Below are 24,393 nucleotides of genomic sequence, written 5' to 3' on the forward strand. Positions count from 1 at the left end.
GCTCATCCTCCACGATCATCAGATTCGCGATGAGACTCGCCTCCTTGCGCCGAAAGATTGGGCAATGTCACGATCACGAGAGCGCCGGCATCCGGCGCGCCCTGAATGTCCAAGCCGTACTCCTGTCCGAATTGCGTCTTGATGCGTGCCTGAATGTTGCTGAGCGCCATGCTTTCCTGATTCTCGATGATCTCCTCGATGTTGCGAGACAAGCTCAGCTTCAGCTCCAGCTCCGTTTGCTGCGAGAACCCGACGCCGTTATCTTCGATCTCGATGCGCAGTCCGTCCAGATCGCGCCGCGTCCGGATACGGACGATCCAATCGCCTTTTTTGCGCCGGAAGCCGTGCTCGAACGCATTTTCCACGATCGGCTGCAGCGTGAGCGGCGGAATCAGGCATTCGCCGGCGGAAGCGTCCAGGTCCCACTCGATGGCGATTTTATCCTTGAACCGGAAGTTCTGGATCAGCAGGTAGTTGCGCACATGGTCGATCTCCTGCCGCAGCGCGACCAGATTGTTGCTGAGGTGCATCGTGTACCGAATGTTGCCGCTGATCGCCTGAATGATGTGATAGATATCCGGAACATCCTTCACGACCGCCATCGCGCCGATCGACTGGAGCGTATTGTGCAGGAAATGAGGATTGATCTGCGCCTGAAGCGCCTTCAACTGAGCCGTTCTTTTCTCGATGTAGATCTGGTAGCGCGACTGAATGATCTGGGCGTACTTCTTCTCCAGCAAGCCGATCTCGTCACTCCGGTTGTGATCGATATACACGTCGCTGTTCGTCTCTTCCGTCCAGGAGATGGCCCGGACCAGCTTCAGAATGGGAGCCGCCGCTTTATTCGCCAGCAGGATGGACACGGCGACGGAGGCGCCGATCAAGCAGGACACGATAACGATACTGAACGATACCGTACTTCGGCTGCTGTCCGAGACGACGCTGGTCGGGATGAGCTTCACCAGCGTCATGGCGCCGTCCGCGATAGACTGATAGAAGACGTAATAATGATCGCTCTTGTAAAAATGGCGGTCCGGATGAGCTTTGACGTGTTCCCATACGGAAGGGATCGCCGCGGTCTCGGCCTCCGTTCCGAACGGTTCGTACCGGAGCTGTCCGGTCTTGTCGATGACCAGCATCGCATTGTTGTCGCCGCTTTCCAGCGATTCGAAGATCGGATCGAACAAGCTCCACTTGACTTGAACGGCGATCCCCCCCATCAGCTTGCGGTCGATGAACCGGTAGATCGGGCGGTACATCGTAAAGTGCTCCGGATCCGCGTTAAAGGCATAAGCGGCCTTGCGGCCGCCAAGCGACGGCCAGGGAACGTTCGTATCCTGCCCCTGAAGAATGCGCTCCTCGCCGTTTCGAACCGAGAACACCCTGTCCGCATCCTTCTTGAACAGCATCAGTTCGTCGAAGCTGTTCAGATTGGCGACGTATTGCGCGGACAACTTCTCGAACAGAGCGTTCTGCGTCGGGAAGTCGACGGGATCGTCGGATCGCTGCTCCGATTCCATATATTGCGAGACGACTTGATCGTTCATCAGAGCGAACAGAATCTGGTCCACGACCCGGAGCTGATCGTCGAGATATTCCCCGGACCACTCGATCTTGGACAGATTCGATTCGGTAATCTCGGCCTCCAGCTGGTTCTGGGCGTTATGAATGGCGACCAAGGTGAGCACGATCAGCGGCAAGCAGGTCAGCAGCACCATCATCAGGAACATCTTCTTCTTGATGCTTCCCGAGAACGACTCGATGAGCGATTGGCAGGCGGAGAGCAGCTTCAGGCGCAGACGGTTCGGCATCGCTTACTGCAGCTTATCCATAATCATCTTGAACACGATCAGATCGTTCTTGTAATCCTCCGGCGTCGTCTTCGGCGTCCGCTTCTCCGCGATGATCTCATGCAGCGTCTTGAGCTCCAGCGTGTAAGGGTCCGTCAGCGTCGGCCTCATGACGGATTCCTTGTAATTCTCGCCGGACGTCTCGTTTACGTACCATTTGGTCGGCAAATGGCGGATATAAGGCGTATCGTACTGAACTTTCACGGATTTATGGCTGGCATACACCTCGATATGCGCATCGAATCTTCCCTGCTGATCCATCCCGGTCTCGTACGTAACCGTGAACGTCCCGTAGTCGAATAGAACGGTCAAGAATACGCTTCCTTGCTGCTGCGAGAATTTCGCTCCCAAGACTCCGGCAGGCATGCCGAGCGCTTCCCGCATCGCCGACAGGTCGTGGCTGCCCAAGCCGGTCAGGAACCGGTAGACGCCGAACAACGGCGAATCCGGCGCAAGCCCCGTCGCCGCGAAGCCCAACCGTTCCGCCCGCTCCTTCCGGTCGGCTTTGGCCGCCTCCGGAATATCGTCGAACGATACCGTCCGGCTGGTCGGACGGATGAAGAAGTGGTTCGGCCCGATAATGTCCCGGACCCGGGCGTAAGCGATCCGGTCCAAGCCTCCGATCTCCTTGACCGCTTCCACGAACGAGGCGGCATAGCGCCGCATATAGCCGACCATCACGGTGACGCCGTACCGGTCCCGCTCCGCGATAATGGCATCCGCCTCCTCAAAGGTGAGACACATCGGCTTTTCCATGAACACATGCTTGCGCCGGCGAATGGCCTCGATCGCGCATTCGGCGTGATATTCGTCGCTGTTCAAGACGAATACGATGTCGATATCCTCTTGCCTTACCAGGTCGGCCGCATTCGTATAACGCTCTTCGACTCCGTATTGCTGCCCGAGGTGTTCGACCAGCCGGGAAGAGATGTCGCAGAGGGCCGTGATGCGATAATATTCGGGAAGCGATTGCAGTACCGGCAAGTGAATGATCTGGGCGACTTCCCCAAGACCGATCAAGCCTACGTTTAAAATCCTGCGTTCCATATCCGACACTCCTATCGGGAATTAGGTTGTGGGGCCGATCGCTCCAGCTTGCGGAACAAGTCCTGGAATACGGCGTCGCGATGAACGTACGTGGCGCAGCGGATCAAGTGCCTGCTCGTATCCCTGCTCCAGGTCAAACGTTCGGTCAGCACGGGGCTGTGAACCAGTTCTGTCGGGACCGCATCCGGATTCAGCAGCCAGGCGATCGTCGAGATGTCCCAGATCACCCTGGAGCGGCCGAAGTGGTCCTTGACAACGCTTGCGTAGCGCTCGGCCAGGAAGTCGCCGATGGCTCCCTTCCCCCGGACGTGCGCCTCGATCTCCGGCAGCGTCGTCGCCAGGTGCGAAGAGACGCCGAGGACGGGAATCAGGACAAGCGGCACGCCGCAGTCCAAAAGCACCTGTGCGCCCGCCGCATCCTGCTTCAGATTGAATTCCGTGGCATCGTTCCACCAGAGCGCATGGCCGCCGAGCCAGACGACGACGATCTTCTCGATGATGCGCGGTTCGAGCAGAATCGCCGAAGCGATATTGGTGATCGCTCCGATCGCGACGACATACAGAGGCTCGTCATCGGGCGCCGCCATCGCCTTGGCGACCAGGTCGCGAGCCGCTTCGCTGTCCACGGGCTCCTGCGGTCCCGGCAAGTAACGTTCGGAGCCGCGGAAGACGAAGCCTTCCGCGGACTCTCCCATTCGCTCCAGGATGCGGACGATCTCGTCATAGCTTTTCTCCATGCCGTCCTTCGGACCGTCCGACAGCTCGTTATGAAAAGGCGCGGCGTAGATCGCCTCCAGGCGGATCCTTTCCTTCGACAGCAACGTATAGGCCAGCGCGAACTGATCGTCGATCTCGTTGAACGTGTCGGTATCGAGCACCATGCGGATCGGGCCGTCCGGCGGCTGCAAGCGACGGACCCGCCGATCCTCGGGGACAGGCGGATAAAGATTGGACACGAAAGGCCCTCCTTTGGCCGAATGGCTTTTCTCAGCCTTTGACGGCGCCATCGGCGATTCCTTTTACAATATATCTCTGGAAGATCAGGTAGATCAAAATAACCGGAAGCGACGCAAGAATCAGAATGCTTAAGATGTAGGACCATTCGTTCGAATATTGGCTAAAGAAGGTGCTGGCCAGCAGAACAAGCGTATAGCTCTTGTAATTGGTGATCATGATCAGCGGCAGCATGAAATCGTTCCATACCCATAGAATATCAAGAATCACGATGGTCATGGTAATGGGAATTAATAACGGGAAAATAATTCGGACAAACGTCTGCAGCTGCCCGCAGCCGTCCATCTGCGCGGATTCCTCGAGCTCTCTCGGAACGGATTTGACGAATCCGTGATACAAGAACACCGCGAAGTTGACGCCAAGCCCGATATAAACGAGCGGGAGGCGATAGATCGACCCATCGATATGCAGTTTCGTCGAGATTTGGATCAGCGAGAACATGATCGAATAGAACGGAATCAGCATGGACGCCAGAAACAAAAAGAAGATGGCGGAGCTTAGTTTCCCCGGAGTACGCGATAATTTATAACCCGCCAGGGCGCTGCATACGACGATCCCGACGATGGACAGGAACGTAATCACGAACGTGTTGTACAGGCTGCGCGGAAGATGAGCCTCGGTCAGAACGTACTTATAATTGTCCCAGTGCAGCGTCTTCGGCCATTCGATGACCGACTTGAACATTTCGCCCTGCGTCTTGAACGAGTTCATAATCGCCAGCAGGATGGGAAACAGGAAGAAGACGGTGATAGCGATCAGCAGCAGCAAGATGACAAGCGAGAAAAACAAACGGGATTTTCTCATGCTTCTACCTCGCGCTTCTTCAGGACCGAGACTTGGGTCACCGTAATGATCAGAATGATGACGAACAGAATCATCGCCTTCGCGGTCGCGTATCCGTAGCGCAAATCCCGCGCGAAGCCTTCCTGATAAATATTGAAGGCGATAACCTCCGTGCTGTAGCCCGGACCTCCTCCGGTGAGCGCATACACCACTTCGAAGATTTTGAAGGAGCCGTTCAAGGTCAGGAACAAGCACACCGTAATGGCCGGCATGATCATCGGCAATACGATATGGATAAATCTGCGGAAGGGCGTCGCTCCGTCAATCGTGGCGGCTTCCTGCAAATCCTGGGGCACTCCCTGCAAGGCCGCGATATAAATGACCATCAAGTAACCGGCTCCCTGCCATACCGAGACGAGAAGGATCGAGACGAATGCCATGGAAGAGGAGCCGAGCCAAGGCTGATCCAGGAAATGCAGGAACGTCTTCTCGGCGAGCTGCGGCAATACCGTGGAGAAGATGAAGGTCCACATCAGCGTGCTGATATAGACGCTGAACATGTTCGGCAGGAAGAACAACGTCCGGAACAGGGACTTGGTCCGCATCCGGCTCTCGACGAGCACGGCCAGCAGCAGCCCGATCACGTTCTGCAGGATGACGATCGCAACCACGTATTTCAAGGTATAGAACAAGGAATACACAAATCGCGAATCCGACGTGAAAGCTTCGACGTAGTTGCCGAAGCCGACGAAGTGATAATTTCGGAACAGGCCGTTCCAATCGGTAAAGCTGTAGAAGATGCCGCCGATCGTCGGAATGAGCAGAAAGACCGCATAGAACAGCAGCGCCGGCGCCGTAAACGCCAGCAGGGATAGCCACGGTTTGGCCCTTAGCGTTCGATACAAGCGATTCACCACCTGGGAAAAGAAGAGCGGCAGCGCCGAGGCTGCCGCCTTCTCAACCGATTATTTTTGAATCTCGATAGACTTCTTCCACTGCTTATCCAGCTCGGCGACCAATTGATCCTGCGTGGTATCGCCGGCGAAGTAGGACTGCGACATCTTGCCGAGCGCCTCGTTGGCCGATTGCGGAATCGATTGGTCCAGATAGGAGTGGCCGGCTTCTACGTACTTGTTGCCTTCATCCGTCCAAGGGAACGCTTCGATCTGCTGGTTCTTCGCGACCTTGTTAAACTTCAGGCTTTCGAAGAAGGCGGAAGAGTCCTGGTCGTCCAGAAGATAATTCAGGAAGTCGGTGGCCACCGCCTTATTCGGGCTTTCCGGATAGACGGTCAGCGTCGTGGAGACGGCCAGGTTCACCATCGTGGAATTCGGATCGTCGTTGACCGGAAGCGCCCCGAGACCCAGCTTGAAATTCGGATTCGCCTTCAGAATACTGTCGGCGTACCAGGTGCCGGTCACAAGCATCGCCGCTTCTCCGTTGGCGAATTTCGCCAAACCGTCGTCCGCCCCGACTTCCAGAGGACGCTTCGTTCCGTTGGCGTTGACCAGGTCGATGATGTCGAACATGCCTTTATCCTTCAGCTCGGAGAACGACGCTTCGCCTTTGTTCATGCGGTCCCACCAATCCGGAACCTGCTTGGCCGCGACGGCTTCAAAGCTCAATTGCGTAAGCCACCCCGGGAAATTGGCATCCTTGTAGGCGAGCATGAACGGCGTTACCTTGTTGCTCTTCAACGTTTCGACGACCTGCTTCATTTCCGAAAGGGTGGTCGGCACCTTCAATCCGTATTTGTCGAAAATGTCTTTGTTGTACAGGTAGCTCCAGGAGAAGCTCTCCATGGGAACCCCGACAACCTTGCCGTTGATCGTCACTACGTTGCGGATCGTATCGATCAGCTTGCCGACGAACGGTTCGTTCGAGAGATCCGGCAAGTACCCGCCCTTCTCGAATGTCGGACCGTCGAAAGCGGCATGGAAGGAGAAGATGTCCGGCGCGTCCCCGCTGGCCAGACGCGTCTTCAGCAGGTTGCCGTCCGAAGGCAGCTCCAGATTGTAGGTGACGTCGATGCCTTTCTCCGCCTTCTCCTTTGCCGCGAACTGGGTCAGGTATTGATCGAATTGTTCCTTAAACCGCCCGAGGCCCGTCAACATGAGACTTAACTCGACTTTCTGAGGCTTGGCCGCCTCGCTTCCGCCGGAAGCGCTTGCGCTGCCGCCCGCATTCGACGAATCGTTGTTTGAGGTCCCTCCACCGCAGGCCGAGACCAGTCCCGCTGCCAGAACCAAGGAAGACATAACTGCCATTCTTTTTTTCAACTCGTTCCCCCCTCTAAAGTTTTCAGCTCTTATTGTAAGCGCTGTTATGGGTTTATTATAAGAATTCCGGAAACGGATGTAATTGGACGATGTTAGCCAGACGGAGTGGAGAAAATTATGGTGCAAGAAGAATCCCCCAAAAGTGAAGCGATGCTTCGCAGCTTGGAGCCCCCGATTGAACCCCTATATCCGCAAGAAGTTGACTCGCAGCAAAAAAAACGGCATCTCTGCCGTTTTTTCGCCGTGATTTTTCGATTCGGATTCTATTCGTCCCGCATGCGAACGAGCTTCGTCAGCCGGCCGTCCACGGTCCACTCGGCCACGTAGACGCTGCCCTCCCGATCGACGCAGACGCCGTGCGGGGAGCTGAACTTCCGGGCCCGGAAATAACTCTTGGGCAAGTTCGGCCAGCCTTCCTGCTTGTAGGCCTGCTGGTCCTCCCCCAGATGGGTGATCAGGAGATCGTTCCGGTCCAGAATCGTCACGCGGCTGTGCAGATCCGGGATGTACACCTCATCTCCGGCGAAGAAGAAGCTGCACGGCATATCCAGATCGTCGTCGAACATCCGCTTCAAACGGCCTTCCGTCGTAAACACTTGAATGCGATGATTGCCCCTGTCCGCTACATAGACTTCCGGCTCGCCGCGGCGAAGGTCGATGGAGACCCCGTGCGGGCAATTCAGCTGCCCGGGCTCCGATCCCTTGCCGCCCCACGAGAATAAATACTCGCCTTCGGCTGTATATTTATGGATCCAGGACTCGCCGTAGCCGTCCGCGATATAGATGAAGCCTTCCGGATCGACGGCCACATCCGTCGGAATGAACCGCCGCCCCTCGCCGTACAGATCGGGACGTTCCGGCGCGCCGATCGTCAGCAGCGCCTCGCCATGCAGGTTCGACTTGACGGTCAGTCCTCTCGCGGTATCGGTCATATACAACCGCTCGCTGCCGTCCTTCTCCTCGTGCAGATAGAATCCGTGCGCGCCGCCCGCGAATTCCTCGCCCCAAGATGCGAGCCAATTGCCGTCCGCGTCGAATTTGAGCACGGACGGACTGCCCGTGTGGAAAACGTATACATAATTCCGCTTATCCGTCACGATCCCGTGCGTATACCCGAGCTCAATGCCTTCCGGCAGCTTTGCCCAGTTCTCCGTTACCTGATAACGATGCTTGGCGTTGCCGACGATGCTTTCCGCAGCGATACTCATCTTCCGTCTCCTTCCGAAATGGCTTTCCTGTTTGAGATGGATTCCGGCTCCGGCTCGCCGTTCCGGCAACGCTCCGCACGGGCCTCTTCGCTCAGATCTGGTCCTTCGACAGGAATCCGCCGTAGCAGGACTGTCCGTTCTTGGCGATGAGCGGTCCGTTGCGGAAAATGGCTCCCGTGTTCGGATTGAACGAGCCTTCGACCGAATACTGCATGACGTAGCCTTTGCGCGTGTCCGTCTTGCTGCGATTCGGCGTGCTGCGATGGAACAGAAGCGAATGGAACGCGACCATGCTGCCTTTCTTCAATTCGACCGGCGTCCCTTCGATATCGCCATAGTAACATACCAAACCGATATCTGTCTTGATATGAGGCACAAATCCTTTGCGATGGGTGCCCGGCTGTACCCAGATGCAGCCGTTCTCCAGCGTGGCGTCTTCCAGCGCGAGCCAGCAGGTTACATAATGAATCGGTTCGGTCGGCACGTAGCTGTTGTCCTGATGCCAAGGGAAATCCCGCGGCGCCTCCGGCCGTTTGTACACCGATTGGTCCCAGTACAGCCGGATGTCCGGGCCGAGAATCCGGGTCGTGATGTCGACGAGGCGCCGATCGGCGATAAATCGCTGAACCTTCGGATCGCGAAAGTTTAGTCCCGCCGTAAAGTTGATCTGACCGGCTTGGCTGATCCCGTCTTTGCCTTTCGCCTGCAGAGCGCGTTCCGATTCGGCGTCCATCTCGTCGATCGGGCCTCGTACCTCGTCAATCTCTTCCGGACCGAACAGATTCTCGAAGATGATATAGCCTTGTTCCTCGTAATGCTTCATCTGTTCGTCCGTGATTCGGACGTTCCTGCCTTCGTGCACGGCGTTCATGGTTCTTCCACTCCTTCGGCGGTTTTCGGTTTCGCTTGGAAACTGTCTTCATTATCCGCCGACGGGAACCGGCCTGCACGAAAGCGATTCCACATCTTATTGTATTATTTACACCCGGTCCGCCGACGGGCTTCCGCGATCGTTCTCCCGTCCGCTTCCCTTCGCATCCTTGTAGACGTCCTCGTTCTTCGCGCGTCCGATCTTCTCGCGATATTCGCCCGGCAGCAGCCCGAACTGCTTGCGAAACTGCTTGCATAAATAGGAGGCGTCGGTCAGCCCGCATTGAAGCGCGATCGCCTCGAGCGAATCCTCGCCCTGCTCCAGCAGCTGCTTCGACCGGCTCAGCCGCATGCCCCGAAGCATCTGCATCGGCGTCAGGCCGTATTGCTTCAGGAACGCCCGGTCCATATAATTGGCGTTCAGCCGGACCAGCTCGGCCAGCTCCTCGCGGCTCAGCTTCTCCGACAGCCGAAGCGCCATCTGGCCGATCAGCCGCGCGAAGCGGTCGCTTTGGCCGTCCAGCGCCGGGGAGCGCTCCGGGAATCCGGCGCGTTCCCATCCCGACAGCACTTGCTCCATCAGCTGCATGGCCGCGCTGAACAGCTTCAATTTGCGCAAGGGAGTCTCGCGGCTCTCCCAGATGGACATCAGCTTGTAGAAGCCCGCTTCGAAGCGGGCCGGATCGCCCACGGCGACCACAGGCGCCACGCGCGCCAATTGAAGCAGATCCAGCTGATGGGCGCACAGAATGCGCGCATGCATCCATAAGTGGACCCCGCCGCCGTCGTTGAACTCGCCGAACGGCAGATCCGGCGGATGCAGCATCACTTCGCCGGCGCGGACCCGATACTTCTCGCCGCCCATCACCGTCGTGACGTCGCCTTCTTTGACATAGCTGATAATCCAGTCCGGATACAATCGCTGCTCCATGTGGAGAGAATCGTAGGACGAGCTGTTCGCGCTGTGCACCCTGATCTCCCACGGGCCGTCCATCCAGTCCAGCCGTTTCGGCGGCATCCGCACGCACCTCCTGCGATCTTAATTTATCGCACGGAAGGCCGGTTGCACAGAGAAAAATTCCAATCGAACACACTCTTGCAGCAGCTGCCGGCCTCCGGGCCGATTTTTTCTTCGAACGGATGCCCAATAGGATCAAAGCGATAGAAAGGCCGACTGCAATCAAGCGAGACCAAAGACCCGGCAGTCCCAAAGCTCCCAAGCCCTCATCGCAGGCACGAAGGCAAAGTCGGGACCGGAGACGCTACATTTTCCGCTTCTTCCTGAATATAATGGGTCAGTCTGGAAAAATCGCCTGGTTCAGGAGGGATTAGGTTCCATGCGGAGCACCATCATCCGAAAGGGAACGGGAATGCTGACGGTCGCCGCCTTCTTCTTGTTCGCTTTCGCGGTCCTCGGCGCATCGCGGGCCCACGCGGCTGAGTCGGCCCCGATCAAAGTAGCCGTCGACATGAGTCTCGTTCCATTTCAAGTACAGCCTTATACCGAAAATGGCACGACCCTCGTGCAGATCCGGCCATTGTTCGAAGCGATGGGCGTCGCGCTGGATTGGAAGCCGGGCGGCAACGAGATCAATGGGAAGAAGGGAGATCGAGCCTTCACGCTGACGCTCGGAAGCAAGAAGGCGGTCGTCGACGGACAGCCCGTCTCGTTAAACGTCGAGGCGAAGGCAATCGACGGCAACACGCTCGTTCCGCTGCGTTTCGTCGGGGAGGCGACGGGAGCGCTCGTCGTGTGGGATGCGGTCCACCGCGAGATTACGGTCTTCACCGAGGAGATGCTCGCCCGATTGGGAATCACGAAGGAGCAAGCTGCCGAATATATCGACAAGTATCTGGCTTCCTTGGAGCAGGGCTCCGACGGACAGGACGAAGAACCGACCCCTGCCGTCAAGGCCGATCTTCAAAAGCTGAGCGGCATGTACTACGGATACCGGGCGGATATCTCCGGATACGAATGCGGCGGAGCCTGCTGGGACTACTACACCTTTCTCCCGAACAACCGAATCGTCGTCGGCGAGCCGGCTTCGGGAGGTCCGGAGACGATCGATTGCGGGAAAACGGCCTGCAGCTCCTATACGATCCGGGACGGCGTCCTGACGGTCGGCGGCTCGGAGAAGCACGACGTACAGGTATCGCCAAAGGGGAATTTGATCATCGACGACATCCTGCTGACCAAGGTGAAGCCGATAAGCGGGTCGTTGAAGCTGGACGGCGAATACGTTTACCGGGGCTACTCCGGGATGGTCGGAGTCAATTCCGCTTCGTCCTCATGGGAGGAATGGATTACCTTCAACCGGGACGGCACGTTCCAAAGCGAAAATCTGACTCTCGGAACGCTGGATACCGGCTCGTCCGAGACGAACTCGGGCGCTGGCGACAGCAAGAAAGGTACCTATGCCATCTCCGGCAACACTATCGTCCTGAGTTTCGACGACGGAACGAAGGCTCGCTACCTGATCTTCCTCCATCCGGACTCGTCCGGCAAGGACAACGTGGAGGACATCCAGATCGGCGATCGAAACTTCTATGTCGATCGGGATTGAGCTTTCTTGAGGGGACGGCGACAGGCTGCCGCGGGGCAGCCTGTCGCCGTCCTTTTTTTTAGGCGCGTTCCAATCGGAGAATGCGATCGACCCAACCCTTGTAGAAGCCCTCTTCGTGAGAGACGAGCAGCACGCTCCCCGAGAACCGCGCCAAAGCGCTCTGCAGCGCTTTTTTCGTCTCCGCGTCCAGGTGGTTCGTCGGTTCGTCCAGGATCAGAAAATTGCAGGGAGCCAGCAGCAGCCTGCACAGCTTCACCTTCGATTGCTCCCCGCCGCTTAGCGTCCCGACCGGCTGCGCGGCATGGTCTCCCCTCACTCCGCACAGCGCCAACTGGCGCCTGATTTCTTTCGCGTTCAAGCCGGGATATCGCTCCGAGATGACTTGCATCGGCGTCAACGTATCGTTTTCCCATGTCAATTCCTGCTCGTAGTACCCGACCGCGGCTTGTTCCGAGAAGCGGCAAGAACCGGCCATGGCCGGAAGACGTCCGACCAACGTATTCAGCAGCGTGGACTTGCCGATTCCGTTGAAGCCGGCAATGACAAGCTTCTCTCCGCCCGCGATCTTAAAATTCAGTTCCGGCAGCAGCGACGAGCGGTAACCGACCTCCAGCTTCTGAACGGTTAGAACGGCCGTAGCCGAGATCGGCATTTCCCGGAAACGGATCGATGGCGGATGGACGAAAGCCGGCGGCGTCAGCCTCTCCATCCTGTCGAGCTGCTTTCGGCGTCCTTGGGCGATTCTGGTATTGACGCCCGCGATATTTCTCCGGATGTATTCCTCCGTCTTCTCGATCTGTTTTTGCTGCGCTTCATAACGCCGAACGTAATCCTGCCTCAAGTGCTCCTTTTGCCGGAGGAAATCCGAATATTTGCCGTAATATTTGCGGATCGTTCCGAACTCGATATCGCAGATGCAGGAAGAGATCTTCTCCAGAAAGTCAAAGTCGTGCGACACGACAATGTAGGCGCCGTCGAAAGCGGTCAGAAAGCCCGCCAGCCACTCCGCATGATCTTGATCCAGAAAGTTGGTCGGTTCGTCGAGCAGCAAAACGTTCGGTTTTTCGGCCAGCAGCTTGGCCAGTATCGCCTTGGCCCGCTGCCCGCCGCTCAGTTCGCGAACGGGACGATCCATTCCGATGGCGTCGAGGCCCAGCCCGGCCGCAATCCTGCCGATTCGGCTGTCGACCGTGTAGAAATCTTCGGCTTCGAGCCGATCTTGATACGCCGCCGCGCGCAGCAAGGAAGCTTCATCCCCGGAAGCGGCGCTCTCCTCGTACAGGCGGTTCATCTTCTCCTCGATCGCGTACAAATGCGCAAACGCCGTATGGAGGTATTCCGAAACGGTCAGCCCGCCGTCTACTTCGGCATATTGGTCCAAGTGGCCGATCTTCGCGTCGGATTGCCATTTGACCGCGCCTTGATCCGGCACGGTTGCTCCGAGCAAGATTCGGATCAGCGTGCTCTTGCCGGAGCCGTTCTGTCCGACAATTCCCATGTGCTCGCCTTTGTACAGCTCGAAGGAGGCGTTATCATACAGCTTCTTGTCCGCGAATGCGTGGGACAAGTTCTCGACTTTAAGCAAACTCATCTCGATTCCCCATTTCCTTGAAAATAAAAAGGCAGAGGTCCGGCATCGCATCGCGATACCTGCCCTCTGCCTGGCGCCAATCATCCGATTTCGAATAGACGATCACCCGTCGAAATCGCTGCCGCACGCACAAAGGGCCACCGACAAAACGCTGTCGGCGGCCCTTAATCCCGGTTCACCGGCCCAATCGTCATGCTCAAACAAGCGTAGGGATCCACGCTTTATTGAAAGACGGTTCGGCCGATGAATGGAGGAAGCGTTACGCCTCCCGATTAAGCTCCGTACAACGCTTCATCGCGTACGATTGCACGGAGCTGACTTTTCGCACGAGCTTCCCATACTTGATATACAGCACGTTCAGCACCCTTCCTTATTGCTCAAAATGGTAACATACCGCCGACTTTGAGGTCAACATAGGCCATGTAAATCTTGCAGCACGGCGCTATGGAGAATAGGGCGCAGCTGCCGCATCGGATTGTCTCTACCGTAATGGACCGCATTGGTCAGCCAGACGACCGACAGCCTCCGGGCGGGATCCATCCACAGACTGGTTCCCGTGTAACCCGTATGTCCGTAAGAACCGATCGACCACCCTTCACCGCAACTAGGCGCTTCCTCTTGGCCCAGCCACATTTGCCATCCTAATCCCCGTCCCTGAACCGGCGCTTGGAAGCAAGCCTCCACCCATTTGCGCTCCAGCAGTCGGCTTCGTTCCGGATCCAACCAAAGCCTTGCGTAACGGGACAGATCGTCCGCCGTAGAGAACAATCCCGCGTTCCCCGAGACGCCGCCAAGACGGTAGGCCGTCTCGTCGTGAACGATTCCCGTCAGCCAGCGGCTCCCGTCCCATTCCGTGGGCGCGATCCTTTCCGAAGCGGGAGGATTGAAGAGGGAATCCTTCATGCCCAGCGGTTCGAAGATTCGCCGCTTCGCGAACTGATCCAGCGTCCGGCCCGACACGCGGGAGACGACGACGCCGAGCAGAATCATGCCCAAGTCGCTGTAAAGCACCCGCTCCCCGGGGCGATGAACCAAATCCAGCGCCAGAATCTCCGGCCAGATATCCTTTGCCGAATCTCGTTCCCGGAATCCCGGAACGCCGGAGGGCAGACCCGAAAGGTGCATCAGACAATCCCGAATCGTTACCTCCGGGTGCCGAAATTCGGGGACGAACTTCCTGACGGGATCCGTCAGCGACAGCATGCGGTCTTGCGCCAACAGCAGAATCGAAGGCAGAGTCACGACCACTTTGGTCAGCGAAGCGACGTCGAACACCGTCCGCACGTTCATCGGCTTGGAATCTTCCGGCCGGCCGAAGTGTCCGAAAGCTTCCTGAAAAACTTTCACGCCGTCTATTTCAATGTCCAGCACGCATCCGGGAAAGGATTCGGCTTTCAGCCACTGTTCGATGAATCCGCGGATTTTTTCCATCTCCGAGTCCCCTTCTCTTTTCTTTTCCAACCTTTTACTTGAATCATACGCCACATTTGTCTGTTTGACAGCACGGCAAGCACATGATTTAATGTGAATGAATTTAAAAATATTCATTCATAAGGTTGAGGACCCATGGATATCCGAGAGGAAATTTTCAGAATCGGAAAGAATCTGTTCGGCACAAAGGGATTCAAGAAAACGAATATTAAAGAAATCGCCCAATCGGCCGGCATCGGAGTCGGTACTTTCTACAACTACTATGCCTCGAAAGAGCGGCTGTTCTTGGAGATCTATATCCAAGAGAACGAGAACCTCAAGAAACGGCTTATGGAATCGATCGATCTGGATCGGGAGCCGGCGAAGGTCATTCGCGAATTGATCGAGGGGAATCTCGAGGCGATTCATACCAACCCCATTCTGGGCGAGTGGTATCGTAAGGATTTCTATAAAGAGCTCGAACAGTACTATCGGAATGAAGACGGCACAAACATCGATTCCTTTCGCGGTTTTTACCTGGATTTATTTAGAAAGTGGAGGGCCGAGGGGAAAATCAGAGAAGATATCGACGAGGAGCTTCTGCCAGGTTTCCTGGATTCGTTGGTCTACCTCGATACGCATAAAGAGGAAATCGGCCTTCATTATTTTCCGCAGATGATCCAATATTTAGCGGAATTTATTATGCAGGGTCTAACCAAATCTCCAAAATGAGGCGATGGGGCGGGATGAAATGAAATTTAGACTCGGAGCGATAGCGATCCTCTTGTGCGGTCTAGCCATTTTCCCTCTGTTCGGATCGGCGCAAAGCAATGGAAGCCTGCAGGCGGCGCAACCCGGAGCTTCCGTCTTCTCCGAAGTGGATGCATATATTGCTCACGAAATGAAGCGGCAGCATCTTCCCGGGCTCTCGCTCGCGATTGTTCAGGGAGATCGCATTTTGTACCTTAAGGGATATGGCCGAGCCGATTCATCGGGCCGTCCCGTCACGCCGGAAACTCCATTCGGATTAGGCTCGATCGGCAAGTCGATTACCGCCATGGCCGTTCTGCAGCTTGCCGAGGCGGGAAAAATCGACCTGGATGCGCCGATCCGGCGCTATCTCCCCGCCAAGATTAGCGGAGCGGAGTTCATCACGGCACGTCAATTGCTTAACCAAACCAGCGGGTTTACCCAAATCTCGACTTTTCGCAATACGGTGTCCAGCGCGATCGATCAAGATCAGAATGAGGATGCGCTGGAGAAAAACGCATGGTCCTATGCGGAAAGGTTTTTGAAGCAAACCAGACCGGCCGAACATCCTTACAGATATTCGAACGCGAATTATGTACTGCTCGGCTATATAGTGCAGCAAGTATCCGGCCAGTCCTATAGCGACTATGTGAAGGAACATATTTTCCGCCCCTTGTCGATGAACAACAGCTTCATGACCCTCGATGACGCCGCTGCTCACGGACTGGCTGCGCCTTACCGGCGGCTATTCGGATACAACGCTGCCTACGACGGTCCTTATGTTTACATTCCGGGGGATGTGCCGGCGGGGTACATGTATACAAGCGCGGAGGATATGAGCCATTATTTGATAGCCCAGCTTAGCGGCGGCCGATATGAAGATCGTTCCGTCCTCTCTTCGGAAGGGATTCGGCTGATGCAGACCGAACCCGCTCCGGGAACGTACGCCATGGGTTGGATGACAGGCCGCATCAACGGTATGCCGGTTATCGGTCAGCCGGGCGGCTCGATCGGCTTCCAGGCCCAGGCTTATCTCGTTCCGGATCGGCAGCTGGGAGTGATCGTGTTCTCCAACGTGCTTGACGCGATCGACTCCACTTTATTCAAATCGCACATCATCACGACGACCCACATCGCTTCCGGAGTCGTCAACTTGATGAATGGAAAACCGGCAGGGGATTCTTCCTTAAGCATTTCGCAGAAATACTTGCTGGTCAACGGGCTCATCCTGCTGCTCAGCGCCTGGTTCCTCTATGCGGCCGTTCGAACGGCAATGCGCTGCCTTGGGCCGCTGCGTCCCGGACATTCCGGCCGTTCCGAAATATCCGTCAAAGCGGTGTCCAGAATGATTCTGAATTTTGCAGGTCTGATTATTATTCTGATCTTGAGCACGACTCAAGTGGTGCCGATATGGCATATTGCGACCGTCTATCAGCCGGACGTCATCCTTTGGCTGAAGGCGATAACCGTCTTGATGGCACTGAAGGGATGCATGGAGATCGTCCGGCTGATAAGGTAGGAATCTTTACGGTCACGGTCGTCCCCCAACCGATCCAGCTTTCGATCTCCACCCCGTAGCCCTCGCCGAACAGCAGCTTGATTCGGTTATGGATATTGGAAAGACCGATACTTCTCCCTTCCGGAAGATGGGTCGCGCTCTCCGAATCCTCCGCGCTCAGCTTCGTCTTCATGCTCTCCAGCTCGTCTTTGCCGATCCCCTTCCCGGTATCGGTTACTTGAAAACATACATCTCCATTCGCATCGATATGGCCGCTCACGCGAAGCTGGCCTCCTGCGTCCATGCTTTCAAGTCCATGATAGACGGAATTTTCAACAATGGGCTGCAGAATCATTTTCGGCGTTTTCATTCCGAGCAGCCTGTCCTCCACGTCAACTTCCATCAGAAACTTGTTTTCGTACCGAATGGAGATAATCTTCATATAGGCCTGAATACATTGAATTTCCTCATTGATCAACACAAGGTCGTCCTTTTTAATGCTGTATCGAAAGATCTTGGACATGCAGGACGTGATCTGCGCGATCTCCTTGCTGCCGTATTCAAGCCCGATACTGCTTATGCAATTTAAAGTATTATACAGGAAGTGCGGGTTGATCTGACTTTGCAGAGCCGAAAATTCAGCCTGCTTCTTGCTGAGTTCCGACTCATACAATCTTGCCTGCGTATGTAAGATGTTGCTTGACATCTCTTCCATTTGGTCGATCATGCTATTGATATTATAGGCCAAGACGCCGACTTCATTGGTCGAGCGCACTTTGATCCGAAACCCTCTATTTCTTTTGCCGATTTTTTTCATGTCGGCTACCAGACCCATGACAGGCCGGGTCAAATTATTCAAGAAGAAGGAGCCCAAAATCATCATGCTCACGATGATGCCAATTCCGGCGATAATGCTCACGTTTTTAATGTCGTTCATGTCGGTTGTCAATTCGTGCACCGGAATGACGCTTACGATCCGCCAGCCTGCCGCCTGCTCCAGACCTTTTTCCTGAACGATGACGTCTTCCCCGTTGATTTTGGTTTTGACGCCGTTGGTCAAACGATCCCGATCGATGGCGAGGATCTCCTTGAATAAAGCGCCGCGGGAATCTGCCTGATTGGATAAAATAATCTCATTGCGGCTGTTTAACAGATACAAAGTAGAGTGGGGCGTCAAATCCGTATTTTCCACAAGCTCCTGCAGCTTCTCCGTATTCACCATCACGGAGCAATAGCCGGTTTGCTGAGAAAAATGAACCCCGCCGATCGATTCAATGATCGGGGCCGTATAAAAGAAATATTCGTTTCCCGTCTTCTCGTCTTTCAAAATCGTTGTAAACGTCCCTTTGCCGGATTGGCTAGCGTTTTTATAGGACTTGATAAATTCGTCATATTGTTTGGAAAAAATAATGTCGCCCTTTTCGGTAGCCAAGCTGTAAATTCGTCTGCCTTGATTGTCATTTACCATGATTCCATTCACGTAAGAATTAAAAGATCTCATATATTCCATGAGATCCGTGACATAGTTGCCGAAATCGAACGCCCTTTTATAATCGTCGTCCGCAATGGTAAACTCCTGGACCTTCCGATTATTTACGGCTATGTTCGTGCTGATCTCGATATCGTTAAAAACGGAATCTATTTTCTGGCGTGTTTGCTCCATGATTTTATTTCCGAAATTTACGGCCCTTTTCTGGGTCAAATTATAGAAGCTGTAGTAGAAGTAAAGCTCCATCGCTGTGAATATGATGATCGAGAATAAAAAAATAAGCAGTATCTGATGTTTGAGCTTCAGTCTACTAATCCGCAAACTCCCCACTCCGATCCCGGACCCTCAACTTTTTCTGAATTTCGTGGGCGTGATTCCGCACTGTTTCTTGAATACTTTATTGAAATAGTAGTAATCCGCATACCCTGCTTTCGAGGCCACTTCTTCAATGGACAACTCCGTATGCTTCAGCAGCTCGCAGGCTTTTTTAATCCTCAATTCCGTAACGTATTCCGAAAAGGTTTTGCCCAAATTTTTTTTGAAAAGCTGGCAGCAGTACACTTGGTTCAAAAAAAATCGGGCCGATAAATCTTTAAGGTAAAGCTTTTGCTCGTAATGATGGTCAATGTACTTCACCATCTGGGTAAAATAAGAGTTGATATCGCCTTCATGGACGGACGGGTCGCTTAATTGCTTGATGTATATAAAAATGTCATGCAGGAAACTGCATAAGGACTCGAAATTTTCAAAGCGATCTTTCAATTCGGAATAATTAAGAAAATCAAGCTCCATATCTTTCAGCTCTTCGTAATAGGTACCCACCAGCAAGCTAACCACTTGATTCCATAAGTAAACCACCTCTCCCATGCCTAATTGACGGTGCTTGAAGAAATTCACGATCCTTTCCATGATGTCGTCCATTTCCTCGAACTTGTTCTCCCGAATGATCGATGAAACCTCATCCATCAAGGGCTTTACCGCCGGAAGCTTTGGCTCGTATTCAAATACTCCCTGATCATCGCTTAAAAAGATTTGGGATGCCGCGAGATCGGCTTCCTTGATCAGCTTGGCTATATGGCTGCAGCTCGCCGAAACGCTGCTGATCCCTGCCGATTTGATATCCGCCCCCGCGAAGACGGCGCCGTCCAACCGATCGTACAAATCCGAACTTTTAACGCTCTTGAGAATATATAGCGTCTTGGTCGATCCCAGTTCTACTTCCAACATACGGTTGCGATCGAAAAACGATAAGTCTCTATAATTCTGGTTCTCGCTGCATGAATAAATGACAAGCACCCGAAAGAAATCGTCCGATGAGGGGTCGAAAAAGGGCGTTAACCGATTTAATTCGCTTTTATCGGCCGAGGTCAGCGCCTCCAGGATCAGGTTGTTCCGAATGCTTCTCTTTTTGGAAAAGTGCAAGATCAGCTTCTCGATTAGCGGATCCGCCGTCTCGATATCCATGGGCTTTAAGCAATAATCCAGGGCACCGTATCTTAAGGCCTCCTGTGCATAGGCAAATTCGGAGAAACCGCTTACAATAACGAACTCAGAATCGATTCCCCTTTCTTTGGTGAGCCTCATCAGGTCAAGGCCTGAAATTTCCGGCATTCTGATATCCGTAAACACAAGATCCGGACGTTCCTTGTCCATAAACTCGATTGCCTTATAAACGCTTGTAAACTGGCCTGTGATTTCGAAGCCGTATTTTTGCCAGTTAAACGCGTTCCGTATGCCTTTAATCGCCCAAGGTTCATCATCTATAATGATCACACTATACATGGGTACCCCCTGAAAAGCCTATGGACTGAACGATCCATAGGCTTTTGTATTGAAGTTTATGGTTACTTGTTTGCTTGCATCGCTTCGTAGATTTTCACATTCTCATCCATAACCGCTTTCCCGCCTGCCGCCATATATTCTGCAACCAGCTTATCGTATAAGCTGTCGAACTCCGAAGGCTTGCAGACGATAAGCTTATCCGTCATTTGATTGCTCATATCCCCAAGCGTTTTACCGAACTTGATATTGGACTCATTCGGGGTATCATAGAAGAAGCCTGTGTACGTATCCGTCGTATTGATTTTGTAAGATTGTTCAGCCACAGCTTTGAGTCCGGGAGCCGTAGCGGCCAATGCCTTAATGTTCTTCTCGGGGTCGCCGAGCTCCACGCCGTTTACGACCAGGGTATAATCGAGATTGAGATAACTGGTTTGCATGTTATCCCCCGTTTGATTGATCACCTGCGGAATCCCGTCCACCATCTTGTGATTAACCCCTTCTTTACCATATTGCAGGAAAAACAAAACGTCGGGGTTGGACATCCAGTTCAGGTATTTGATGGCCAGCTCAGCATTTTTACTGCTTTTCGGAATAAAGACATTCACGCCATTTTCATTGTACGCGATTTTCTTGTATTTTCCTTCGTAATTCTTAAAGGTGTCAATGGGAACAAAGTTTGCATCAGGCACATTTTCCTTTAAGGGCTCGCTGATATTTTGGCGCAGCGGATAATCCCAGTTGGCGCTGAAGAATCCGACCTTTCCGTTGGTCACGTCGGCATCCGCTTGCTTGGCCGTCTTGTCCAAGGCGAAATCGGGGCTGATTAATTTTTCATTATACAGCTTGTTGAGGAACTTGAGCGCATCCTTGTTTCCGGGCTTCAACCAGTTTGGAGTTGTAACGAAATCTTCCTCCGACTGTTCTCCCCAGAAGGACTCCGCCAAATTTCCGGTACCGTAATTCATGCCGGTTGCCGCCAACCCCCAAGGGATCACGCCGTCTACGTGACCCGGATTTTTATCCCGGAAGGCCACCAAAGTGTTATAGAGTTCATCTCTTGTCGTCGGAATCGGCATTCCCAATTCATCCAGCCAATCCTTGCGAATAAACATGCCGATCCAGGCCAGCGAAGTTCGTTTGGCCGGGATCGCCACCTGTTTCCCGTCAAAAACGCCATATGACAGAACCTTTTCCCCCAGATAATTCGTTAGATCCTTTCCATACTTGTCCAACAAATCATCCAGCGGCATTATGCCATTCATTTTAGCGTATCGGGATACGGTTGCGCTATCATAAGTAAAGGAGATATCGGGGGCTTCGTTCGCCGCCATCAAAACGTTAAGCTTATCGATCTCCTGCGACCGGGGCACCGGAACGAATTTGACAATGGCATTATTCTGCTTCCCAAAATTATCGTTGATATATCTTGTCCAAGTATTATTGTTCAGGTCCGGCTGCCCCTGAATGCCTCTGTCGAATACTTCAACCGTTAGCGTAACCGGCGCCCCCGAGGGCGCTGCTCCCGCATTGGAAGTTGACGCCGCGGGTGATGTGGACTGGGCTTCATTCGCGGAGTCGTTGCCGCCGCATCCTGCCAAGGCGCCTGCGAGCAGCGTCAAAACCGGCAATAAAACCGTCATTCGTTTCTTGTTCATGGTTCCCCTCGCCTTTTTCGTTAGTCATTTCAAAGCCATATAGCCTTAACCCGCTTTCCTCTTCCCGACCGGCGAAATCATCACCCCCTCTCCATGGATCATACTTGTCACCCCTTAATGGCTCCCGTCAATACACCTTCGACAAAATATTTTTGAAGCTTGGGATAGACAACCAAAATCGGAACGGTCGTAAACATAACGCTCGCCGCTTTGAGCGACTCCGGAACAATATAGGCGCCGACGCTGCCTTCGCCTTGCTGGGTATCCAACTGCTGATTCGCCGTTATGATTTGATACAGCTTTAATTGCATCGGATACAAATTCTTGTTCGTGATATAAAAGAGGGCGTCCTGAAACCCGTTCCACCTGTCGACCGCGTAGAAGAGGCTTAACGTTGCGATCGAGGGCAAAGATAACGGCAGTACGATTCGCACGAGAATTCCAAGATCGTTACAGCCGTCAATGGATGCCGATTCTTCCAAGCTTTCCGGAAGCGAGCCAAAAAACGTTTTGAGGATGATCACATTGAAAACGCTCATCGCGCCCGGTAAAATAAGGCTCCACACCGTGTTCATCATATCCAGGTTTTTGACCAGGAGATAGCTGGGGATCAAGCCTCCGCTAAAGTACATGGTGATCACCAGGACGGTCAGCAGAAAGTTTCTTCCCTTTAATCTTTTCTTCGTAAGCGGATAGGCTGCGCATACGGTTAGAAACATACAGAAAATGGTGTATATCGCCGTAAGCACGATCGTATATCCGAGCGTATAAATCATTTCAACATCGCTTAAGATCGTTTTATAGGTTTCGATGGTGAAGCCAACCGGCCAAAGAGAAACTTTCTGCGAAGTAATGGCGTTGTTTGAACTGAGAGAAAGCGCAATCATATATAAGAAAGGAACAAGACAAGAAATCGCCACCGCGCTAATGAAGATGATAATAATCAGATCCGTCCAATTCAGTTTCCTGCCGCTCATCCAAGTCACGCTCCTTACCAAATTCCCTGCTCGCCGATTTTTTTAGCGCCATAATTTGCCGCCGCCAAAAAGATCAACCCTACGACAGATTGAAACAGTCCGACTGCTGTCGCCTGCGAGAAATCGCCGGATCCGATACCGATCCTGTACACATAGGTACTGATGACATCGGAATAATCGCTTACCAAGGAATTGCCCATTACGAACGGACGATCGAATCCGATCGAGACCATTCTGCCAATCTGCAAAATAAGCAGCATCATAATCGTCGGTTTAATACCGGGCAACGTAATATGCCAGATTTTCCGAAGCCGGCTGCAGCCGTCCATATCCGAAGCCTCATATAAATCCTTATTGATTCCGATAATGGACGCCAAATAGATGATGGTCCCCCATCCGACGCTTTGCCATACCCCGACCGCCGTATACATGATCAGCCAGTTTGTTTTTTGAGAGAGGAAGTCGATATTCCCCAGACCAAATCTGGACAAGACGCTATTCGCCATGCCGCCCGAGGAGAACATCAGGTAGACCATGCCTCCGATAATGACCCATGATAAGAAGTGAGGTAAGTAAAGAATGGTTTGGGTTACTTTCTTGAATCTCGCATACCGGAGTTCGTTCAATAAGATGGCCAGGATGATCGGTGCCGGAAATCCCGCTGCCAGATCCAGAAGGTTTAAGACAAGCGTATTTTGAAGTGCGCGATAAAAACTGTCCTGGTGAAAAATGAAGTTGAAAACGTCAAACCCGACCCACTCGCTTCCGCCGATCCCCTCAAAAATGTTATAGTCCTGAAAAGCCATCAGCACGCCGTAGATAGGCGCATACTTAAAGATGAAGATATACGCCATGGGCAGCAGCAGGAGAAAATATAAGAAAAAGTCTCTTTTTAAAACCGCTTTCACTTCTATCATTCCTTTAGCCATAAGATTTAACATCATCTGAAGGTGTCTCGTGTACTTAATTATAGTCCTGCCCTTTTTGAATAAAATGGAATGATTTTATATTCATTTTGTACTAATTTCATTTTTAAGCACGATGGGAAGTTGCATAAAAAAAAGCAGCTCGTCCGAGAGCCGCTAAAAAAAGATTAGATTTAGCTGAATACTGTCGCGCTTAGGTTGACGGGTCCGATTACCGAAACGGTTAAGCCGGCATCCACTTTCTCGACGGAAAGCGTGTACGCATGTTGGCCGGGCGCGGCGTTGTCCAACGCCTGTATGCCGACCAGAGCAAATTGCTCTTCGCCCGATTCGATACCTTGCCGGGAATAGTAGATTTCTTGTCCATCTCGGAACAAACGGAATAGTACGCTGCCGGTCCCCGTATTGCCTTGGATGCCTACCGATGCCTTCAGCTCGACCGTGTTCGGGATCGACGGAACGGACGCGATGACCGTCACCAGCCCCACGCCTTGAGGCGTCTGGGGTATCGGGATTTGCACGCCGCCCGTGATCGGGGTTACGGACGTTGCGTTGTAAGTGACGATTGCCATATTGGTTCCCCCCTTTCTCTATGGAATGGTATATTGTATTTACGGTTATGGAATTTCGATTGGACAAACCATGCCATGCATCGAACCATTTTTTAAAAGCAGTCATACAAAAACCAGCTAATGTTTGT

At 53.5% G+C, this 24,393-nt stretch carries 20 protein-coding genes; 3 read left to right on the forward strand and 17 right to left on the reverse strand.

The window, feature by feature from the left end; all coding sequences use genetic code 11:
• Positions 1-2 precede the first annotated feature (2 nt).
• The 9 genes from H7C18_RS30845 to H7C18_RS30885 all read right to left on the reverse strand — a co-directional run bounded on the left by H7C18_RS30845 (position 3) and on the right by H7C18_RS30885 (position 10,069).
• Positions 3-1,811, reverse strand: coding sequence for a cache domain-containing sensor histidine kinase (locus H7C18_RS30845; RefSeq protein ID WP_185132974.1), 1,809 nt, complete (start codon positions 1,809-1,811; stop codon positions 3-5).
• 3 nt (positions 1,812-1,814) lie between these two features.
• Positions 1,815-2,897, reverse strand: coding sequence for a Gfo/Idh/MocA family protein (locus tag H7C18_RS30850; protein WP_185132975.1), 1,083 nt, complete (start codon positions 2,895-2,897; stop codon positions 1,815-1,817).
• An 11-nt stretch (positions 2,898-2,908) separates the two neighbouring features.
• A complete protein-coding gene (locus H7C18_RS30855) occupies positions 2,909-3,853 on the reverse strand; it encodes a nucleoside hydrolase (RefSeq protein ID WP_337913953.1) in 945 nt (314 codons plus the stop codon).
• A 31-nt stretch (positions 3,854-3,884) separates the two neighbouring features.
• Positions 3,885-4,715, reverse strand: coding sequence for a carbohydrate ABC transporter permease (locus H7C18_RS30860; RefSeq protein WP_185132977.1), 831 nt, complete (start codon positions 4,713-4,715; stop codon positions 3,885-3,887).
• On the reverse strand, positions 4,712-5,599 hold the full coding sequence (locus H7C18_RS30865) for a carbohydrate ABC transporter permease (protein ID WP_185132978.1): 888 nt from the start codon (positions 5,597-5,599) through the stop codon (positions 4,712-4,714). Before H7C18_RS30865 ends, H7C18_RS30860 begins: the two co-directional genes overlap by 4 nt.
• 60 nt (positions 5,600-5,659) lie before the next feature.
• Positions 5,660-6,973: an ABC transporter substrate-binding protein gene (locus tag H7C18_RS30870; protein ID WP_337913955.1), complete on the reverse strand. Its 1,314-nt coding sequence runs from the start codon at positions 6,971-6,973 to the stop codon at positions 5,660-5,662.
• Between the two features lie 263 nt (positions 6,974-7,236).
• Positions 7,237-8,181: an NHL repeat-containing protein gene (locus H7C18_RS30875; protein WP_185132979.1), complete on the reverse strand. Its 945-nt coding sequence runs from the start codon at positions 8,179-8,181 to the stop codon at positions 7,237-7,239.
• A gap of 91 nt (positions 8,182-8,272) precedes the next feature.
• Positions 8,273-9,052 (reverse strand): phytanoyl-CoA dioxygenase family protein, encoded by a 780-nt coding sequence (locus H7C18_RS30880; RefSeq protein ID WP_185132980.1) that lies wholly within the window; start codon positions 9,050-9,052, stop codon positions 8,273-8,275.
• Between the two features lie 108 nt (positions 9,053-9,160).
• Complete coding sequence (locus H7C18_RS30885; RefSeq protein ID WP_185132981.1) at positions 9,161-10,069, reverse strand: AraC family transcriptional regulator; 909 nt, start codon at positions 10,067-10,069, stop codon at positions 9,161-9,163.
• A 319-nt stretch (positions 10,070-10,388) separates the two neighbouring features.
• Between H7C18_RS30885 and H7C18_RS30890 the strand changes: the two genes are divergently transcribed.
• On the forward strand, positions 10,389-11,615 hold the full coding sequence (locus H7C18_RS30890; protein ID WP_185132982.1) for a stalk domain-containing protein: 1,227 nt from the start codon (positions 10,389-10,391) through the stop codon (positions 11,613-11,615).
• A 58-nt stretch (positions 11,616-11,673) separates the two neighbouring features.
• Here H7C18_RS30890 and H7C18_RS30895 read toward each other — a convergent pair whose 3' ends face one another.
• Together H7C18_RS30895 and H7C18_RS30900 are read right to left on the reverse strand one after the other, a co-directional pair.
• Positions 11,674-13,206, reverse strand: coding sequence for an ABC-F family ATP-binding cassette domain-containing protein (locus tag H7C18_RS30895; protein ID WP_185132983.1), 1,533 nt, complete (start codon positions 13,204-13,206; stop codon positions 11,674-11,676).
• Positions 13,207-13,614: 408 nt separating this feature from the next.
• Positions 13,615-14,637: a serine hydrolase domain-containing protein gene (locus H7C18_RS30900; RefSeq protein ID WP_185132984.1), complete on the reverse strand. Its 1,023-nt coding sequence runs from the start codon at positions 14,635-14,637 to the stop codon at positions 13,615-13,617.
• A 135-nt stretch (positions 14,638-14,772) separates the two neighbouring features.
• Here H7C18_RS30900 and H7C18_RS30905 point away from each other — a divergent pair, with 135 nt between their 5' ends.
• Both H7C18_RS30905 and H7C18_RS30910 read left to right on the forward strand, forming a co-directional pair.
• The gene (locus H7C18_RS30905) at positions 14,773-15,348 is read left to right on the forward strand and encodes a TetR/AcrR family transcriptional regulator (protein WP_185132985.1); all 576 of its coding nucleotides are present in this window, start codon (positions 14,773-14,775) and stop codon (positions 15,346-15,348) included.
• 19 nt (positions 15,349-15,367) lie between these two features.
• Complete coding sequence (locus H7C18_RS30910; protein ID WP_185132986.1) at positions 15,368-16,885, forward strand: serine hydrolase domain-containing protein; 1,518 nt, start codon at positions 15,368-15,370, stop codon at positions 16,883-16,885.
• Here the strand turns inward: H7C18_RS30910 and H7C18_RS30915 are convergent.
• The 6 genes from H7C18_RS30915 to H7C18_RS30940 all read right to left on the reverse strand — a co-directional run bounded on the left by H7C18_RS30915 (position 16,809) and on the right by H7C18_RS30940 (position 24,265).
• Positions 16,809-18,527: a cache domain-containing sensor histidine kinase gene (locus tag H7C18_RS30915; RefSeq protein ID WP_238358082.1), complete on the reverse strand. Its 1,719-nt coding sequence runs from the start codon at positions 18,525-18,527 to the stop codon at positions 16,809-16,811. The genes H7C18_RS30910 and H7C18_RS30915 overlap by 77 nt on opposite strands.
• 171 nt (positions 18,528-18,698) lie before the next feature.
• Positions 18,699-20,135, reverse strand: coding sequence for a response regulator transcription factor (locus H7C18_RS30920; RefSeq protein ID WP_185132988.1), 1,437 nt, complete (start codon positions 20,133-20,135; stop codon positions 18,699-18,701).
• Between the two features lie 62 nt (positions 20,136-20,197).
• Positions 20,198-21,790 carry an extracellular solute-binding protein gene (locus H7C18_RS30925; RefSeq protein ID WP_185132989.1) on the reverse strand — a complete coding sequence of 531 codons (1,593 nt, stop codon included), beginning with the start codon at positions 21,788-21,790 and terminating at the stop codon, positions 20,198-20,200.
• Positions 21,791-21,897: 107 nt separating this feature from the next.
• A complete protein-coding gene (locus H7C18_RS30930; protein WP_185132990.1) occupies positions 21,898-22,767 on the reverse strand; it encodes a carbohydrate ABC transporter permease in 870 nt (289 codons plus the stop codon).
• Positions 22,768-22,781: 14 nt separating this feature from the next.
• The gene (locus H7C18_RS30935; RefSeq protein ID WP_238358083.1) at positions 22,782-23,696 is read right to left on the reverse strand and encodes an ABC transporter permease; all 915 of its coding nucleotides are present in this window, start codon (positions 23,694-23,696) and stop codon (positions 22,782-22,784) included.
• Between the two features lie 170 nt (positions 23,697-23,866).
• Positions 23,867-24,265, reverse strand: coding sequence for an exosporium protein C (locus H7C18_RS30940; protein ID WP_185132992.1), 399 nt, complete (start codon positions 24,263-24,265; stop codon positions 23,867-23,869).
• Between the last annotated feature and the right edge of the window lie 128 nt (positions 24,266-24,393).

Origin of the sequence: Cohnella zeiphila (genome assembly GCF_014212055.1) — a bacterium.
Lineage (GTDB): Bacteria > Bacillota > Bacilli > Paenibacillales > Paenibacillaceae > Cohnella > Cohnella zeiphila.

Excerpts from the sequence above, each read along its gene's own strand:
- H7C18_RS30845 (WP_185132974.1), bottom strand. The coding sequence starts at position 1,811 with ATGCCGAACCGTCTGCGCCTGAAGCTGCTCTCCGCCTGCCAATCGCTC.
- H7C18_RS30850 (WP_185132975.1), bottom strand. The coding sequence starts at position 2,897 with ATGGAACGCAGGATTTTAAACGTAGGCTTGATCGGTCTTGGGGAAGTC.
- H7C18_RS30860 (WP_185132977.1), bottom strand. The coding sequence starts at position 4,715 with ATGAGAAAATCCCGTTTGTTTTTCTCGCTTGTCATCTTGCTGCTGCTG.
- H7C18_RS30875 (WP_185132979.1), bottom strand. The coding sequence starts at position 8,181 with ATGAGTATCGCTGCGGAAAGCATCGTCGGCAACGCCAAGCATCGTTAT.
- H7C18_RS30880 (WP_185132980.1), bottom strand. The coding sequence starts at position 9,052 with ATGAACGCCGTGCACGAAGGCAGGAACGTCCGAATCACGGACGAACAG.
- H7C18_RS30885 (WP_185132981.1), bottom strand. The coding sequence starts at position 10,069 with ATGCCGCCGAAACGGCTGGACTGGATGGACGGCCCGTGGGAGATCAGG.
- H7C18_RS30890 (WP_185132982.1), top strand. The coding sequence starts at position 10,389 with ATGCGGAGCACCATCATCCGAAAGGGAACGGGAATGCTGACGGTCGCC.
- H7C18_RS30895 (WP_185132983.1), bottom strand. The coding sequence starts at position 13,206 with ATGAGTTTGCTTAAAGTCGAGAACTTGTCCCACGCATTCGCGGACAAG.
- H7C18_RS30900 (WP_185132984.1), bottom strand. The coding sequence starts at position 14,637 with ATGGAAAAAATCCGCGGATTCATCGAACAGTGGCTGAAAGCCGAATCC.
- H7C18_RS30905 (WP_185132985.1), top strand. The coding sequence starts at position 14,773 with ATGGATATCCGAGAGGAAATTTTCAGAATCGGAAAGAATCTGTTCGGC.
- H7C18_RS30910 (WP_185132986.1), top strand. The coding sequence starts at position 15,368 with ATGAAATTTAGACTCGGAGCGATAGCGATCCTCTTGTGCGGTCTAGCC.
- H7C18_RS30915 (WP_238358082.1), bottom strand. The coding sequence starts at position 18,527 with ATGGAGCAAACACGCCAGAAAATAGATTCCGTTTTTAACGATATCGAG.
- H7C18_RS30920 (WP_185132988.1), bottom strand. The coding sequence starts at position 20,135 with ATGTATAGTGTGATCATTATAGATGATGAACCTTGGGCGATTAAAGGC.
- H7C18_RS30925 (WP_185132989.1), bottom strand. The coding sequence starts at position 21,790 with ATGAACAAGAAACGAATGACGGTTTTATTGCCGGTTTTGACGCTGCTC.
- H7C18_RS30930 (WP_185132990.1), bottom strand. The coding sequence starts at position 22,767 with ATGAGCGGCAGGAAACTGAATTGGACGGATCTGATTATTATCATCTTC.
- H7C18_RS30935 (WP_238358083.1), bottom strand. The coding sequence starts at position 23,696 with ATGGCTAAAGGAATGATAGAAGTGAAAGCGGTTTTAAAAAGAGACTTT.
- H7C18_RS30940 (WP_185132992.1), bottom strand. The coding sequence starts at position 24,265 with ATGGCAATCGTCACTTACAACGCAACGTCCGTAACCCCGATCACGGGC.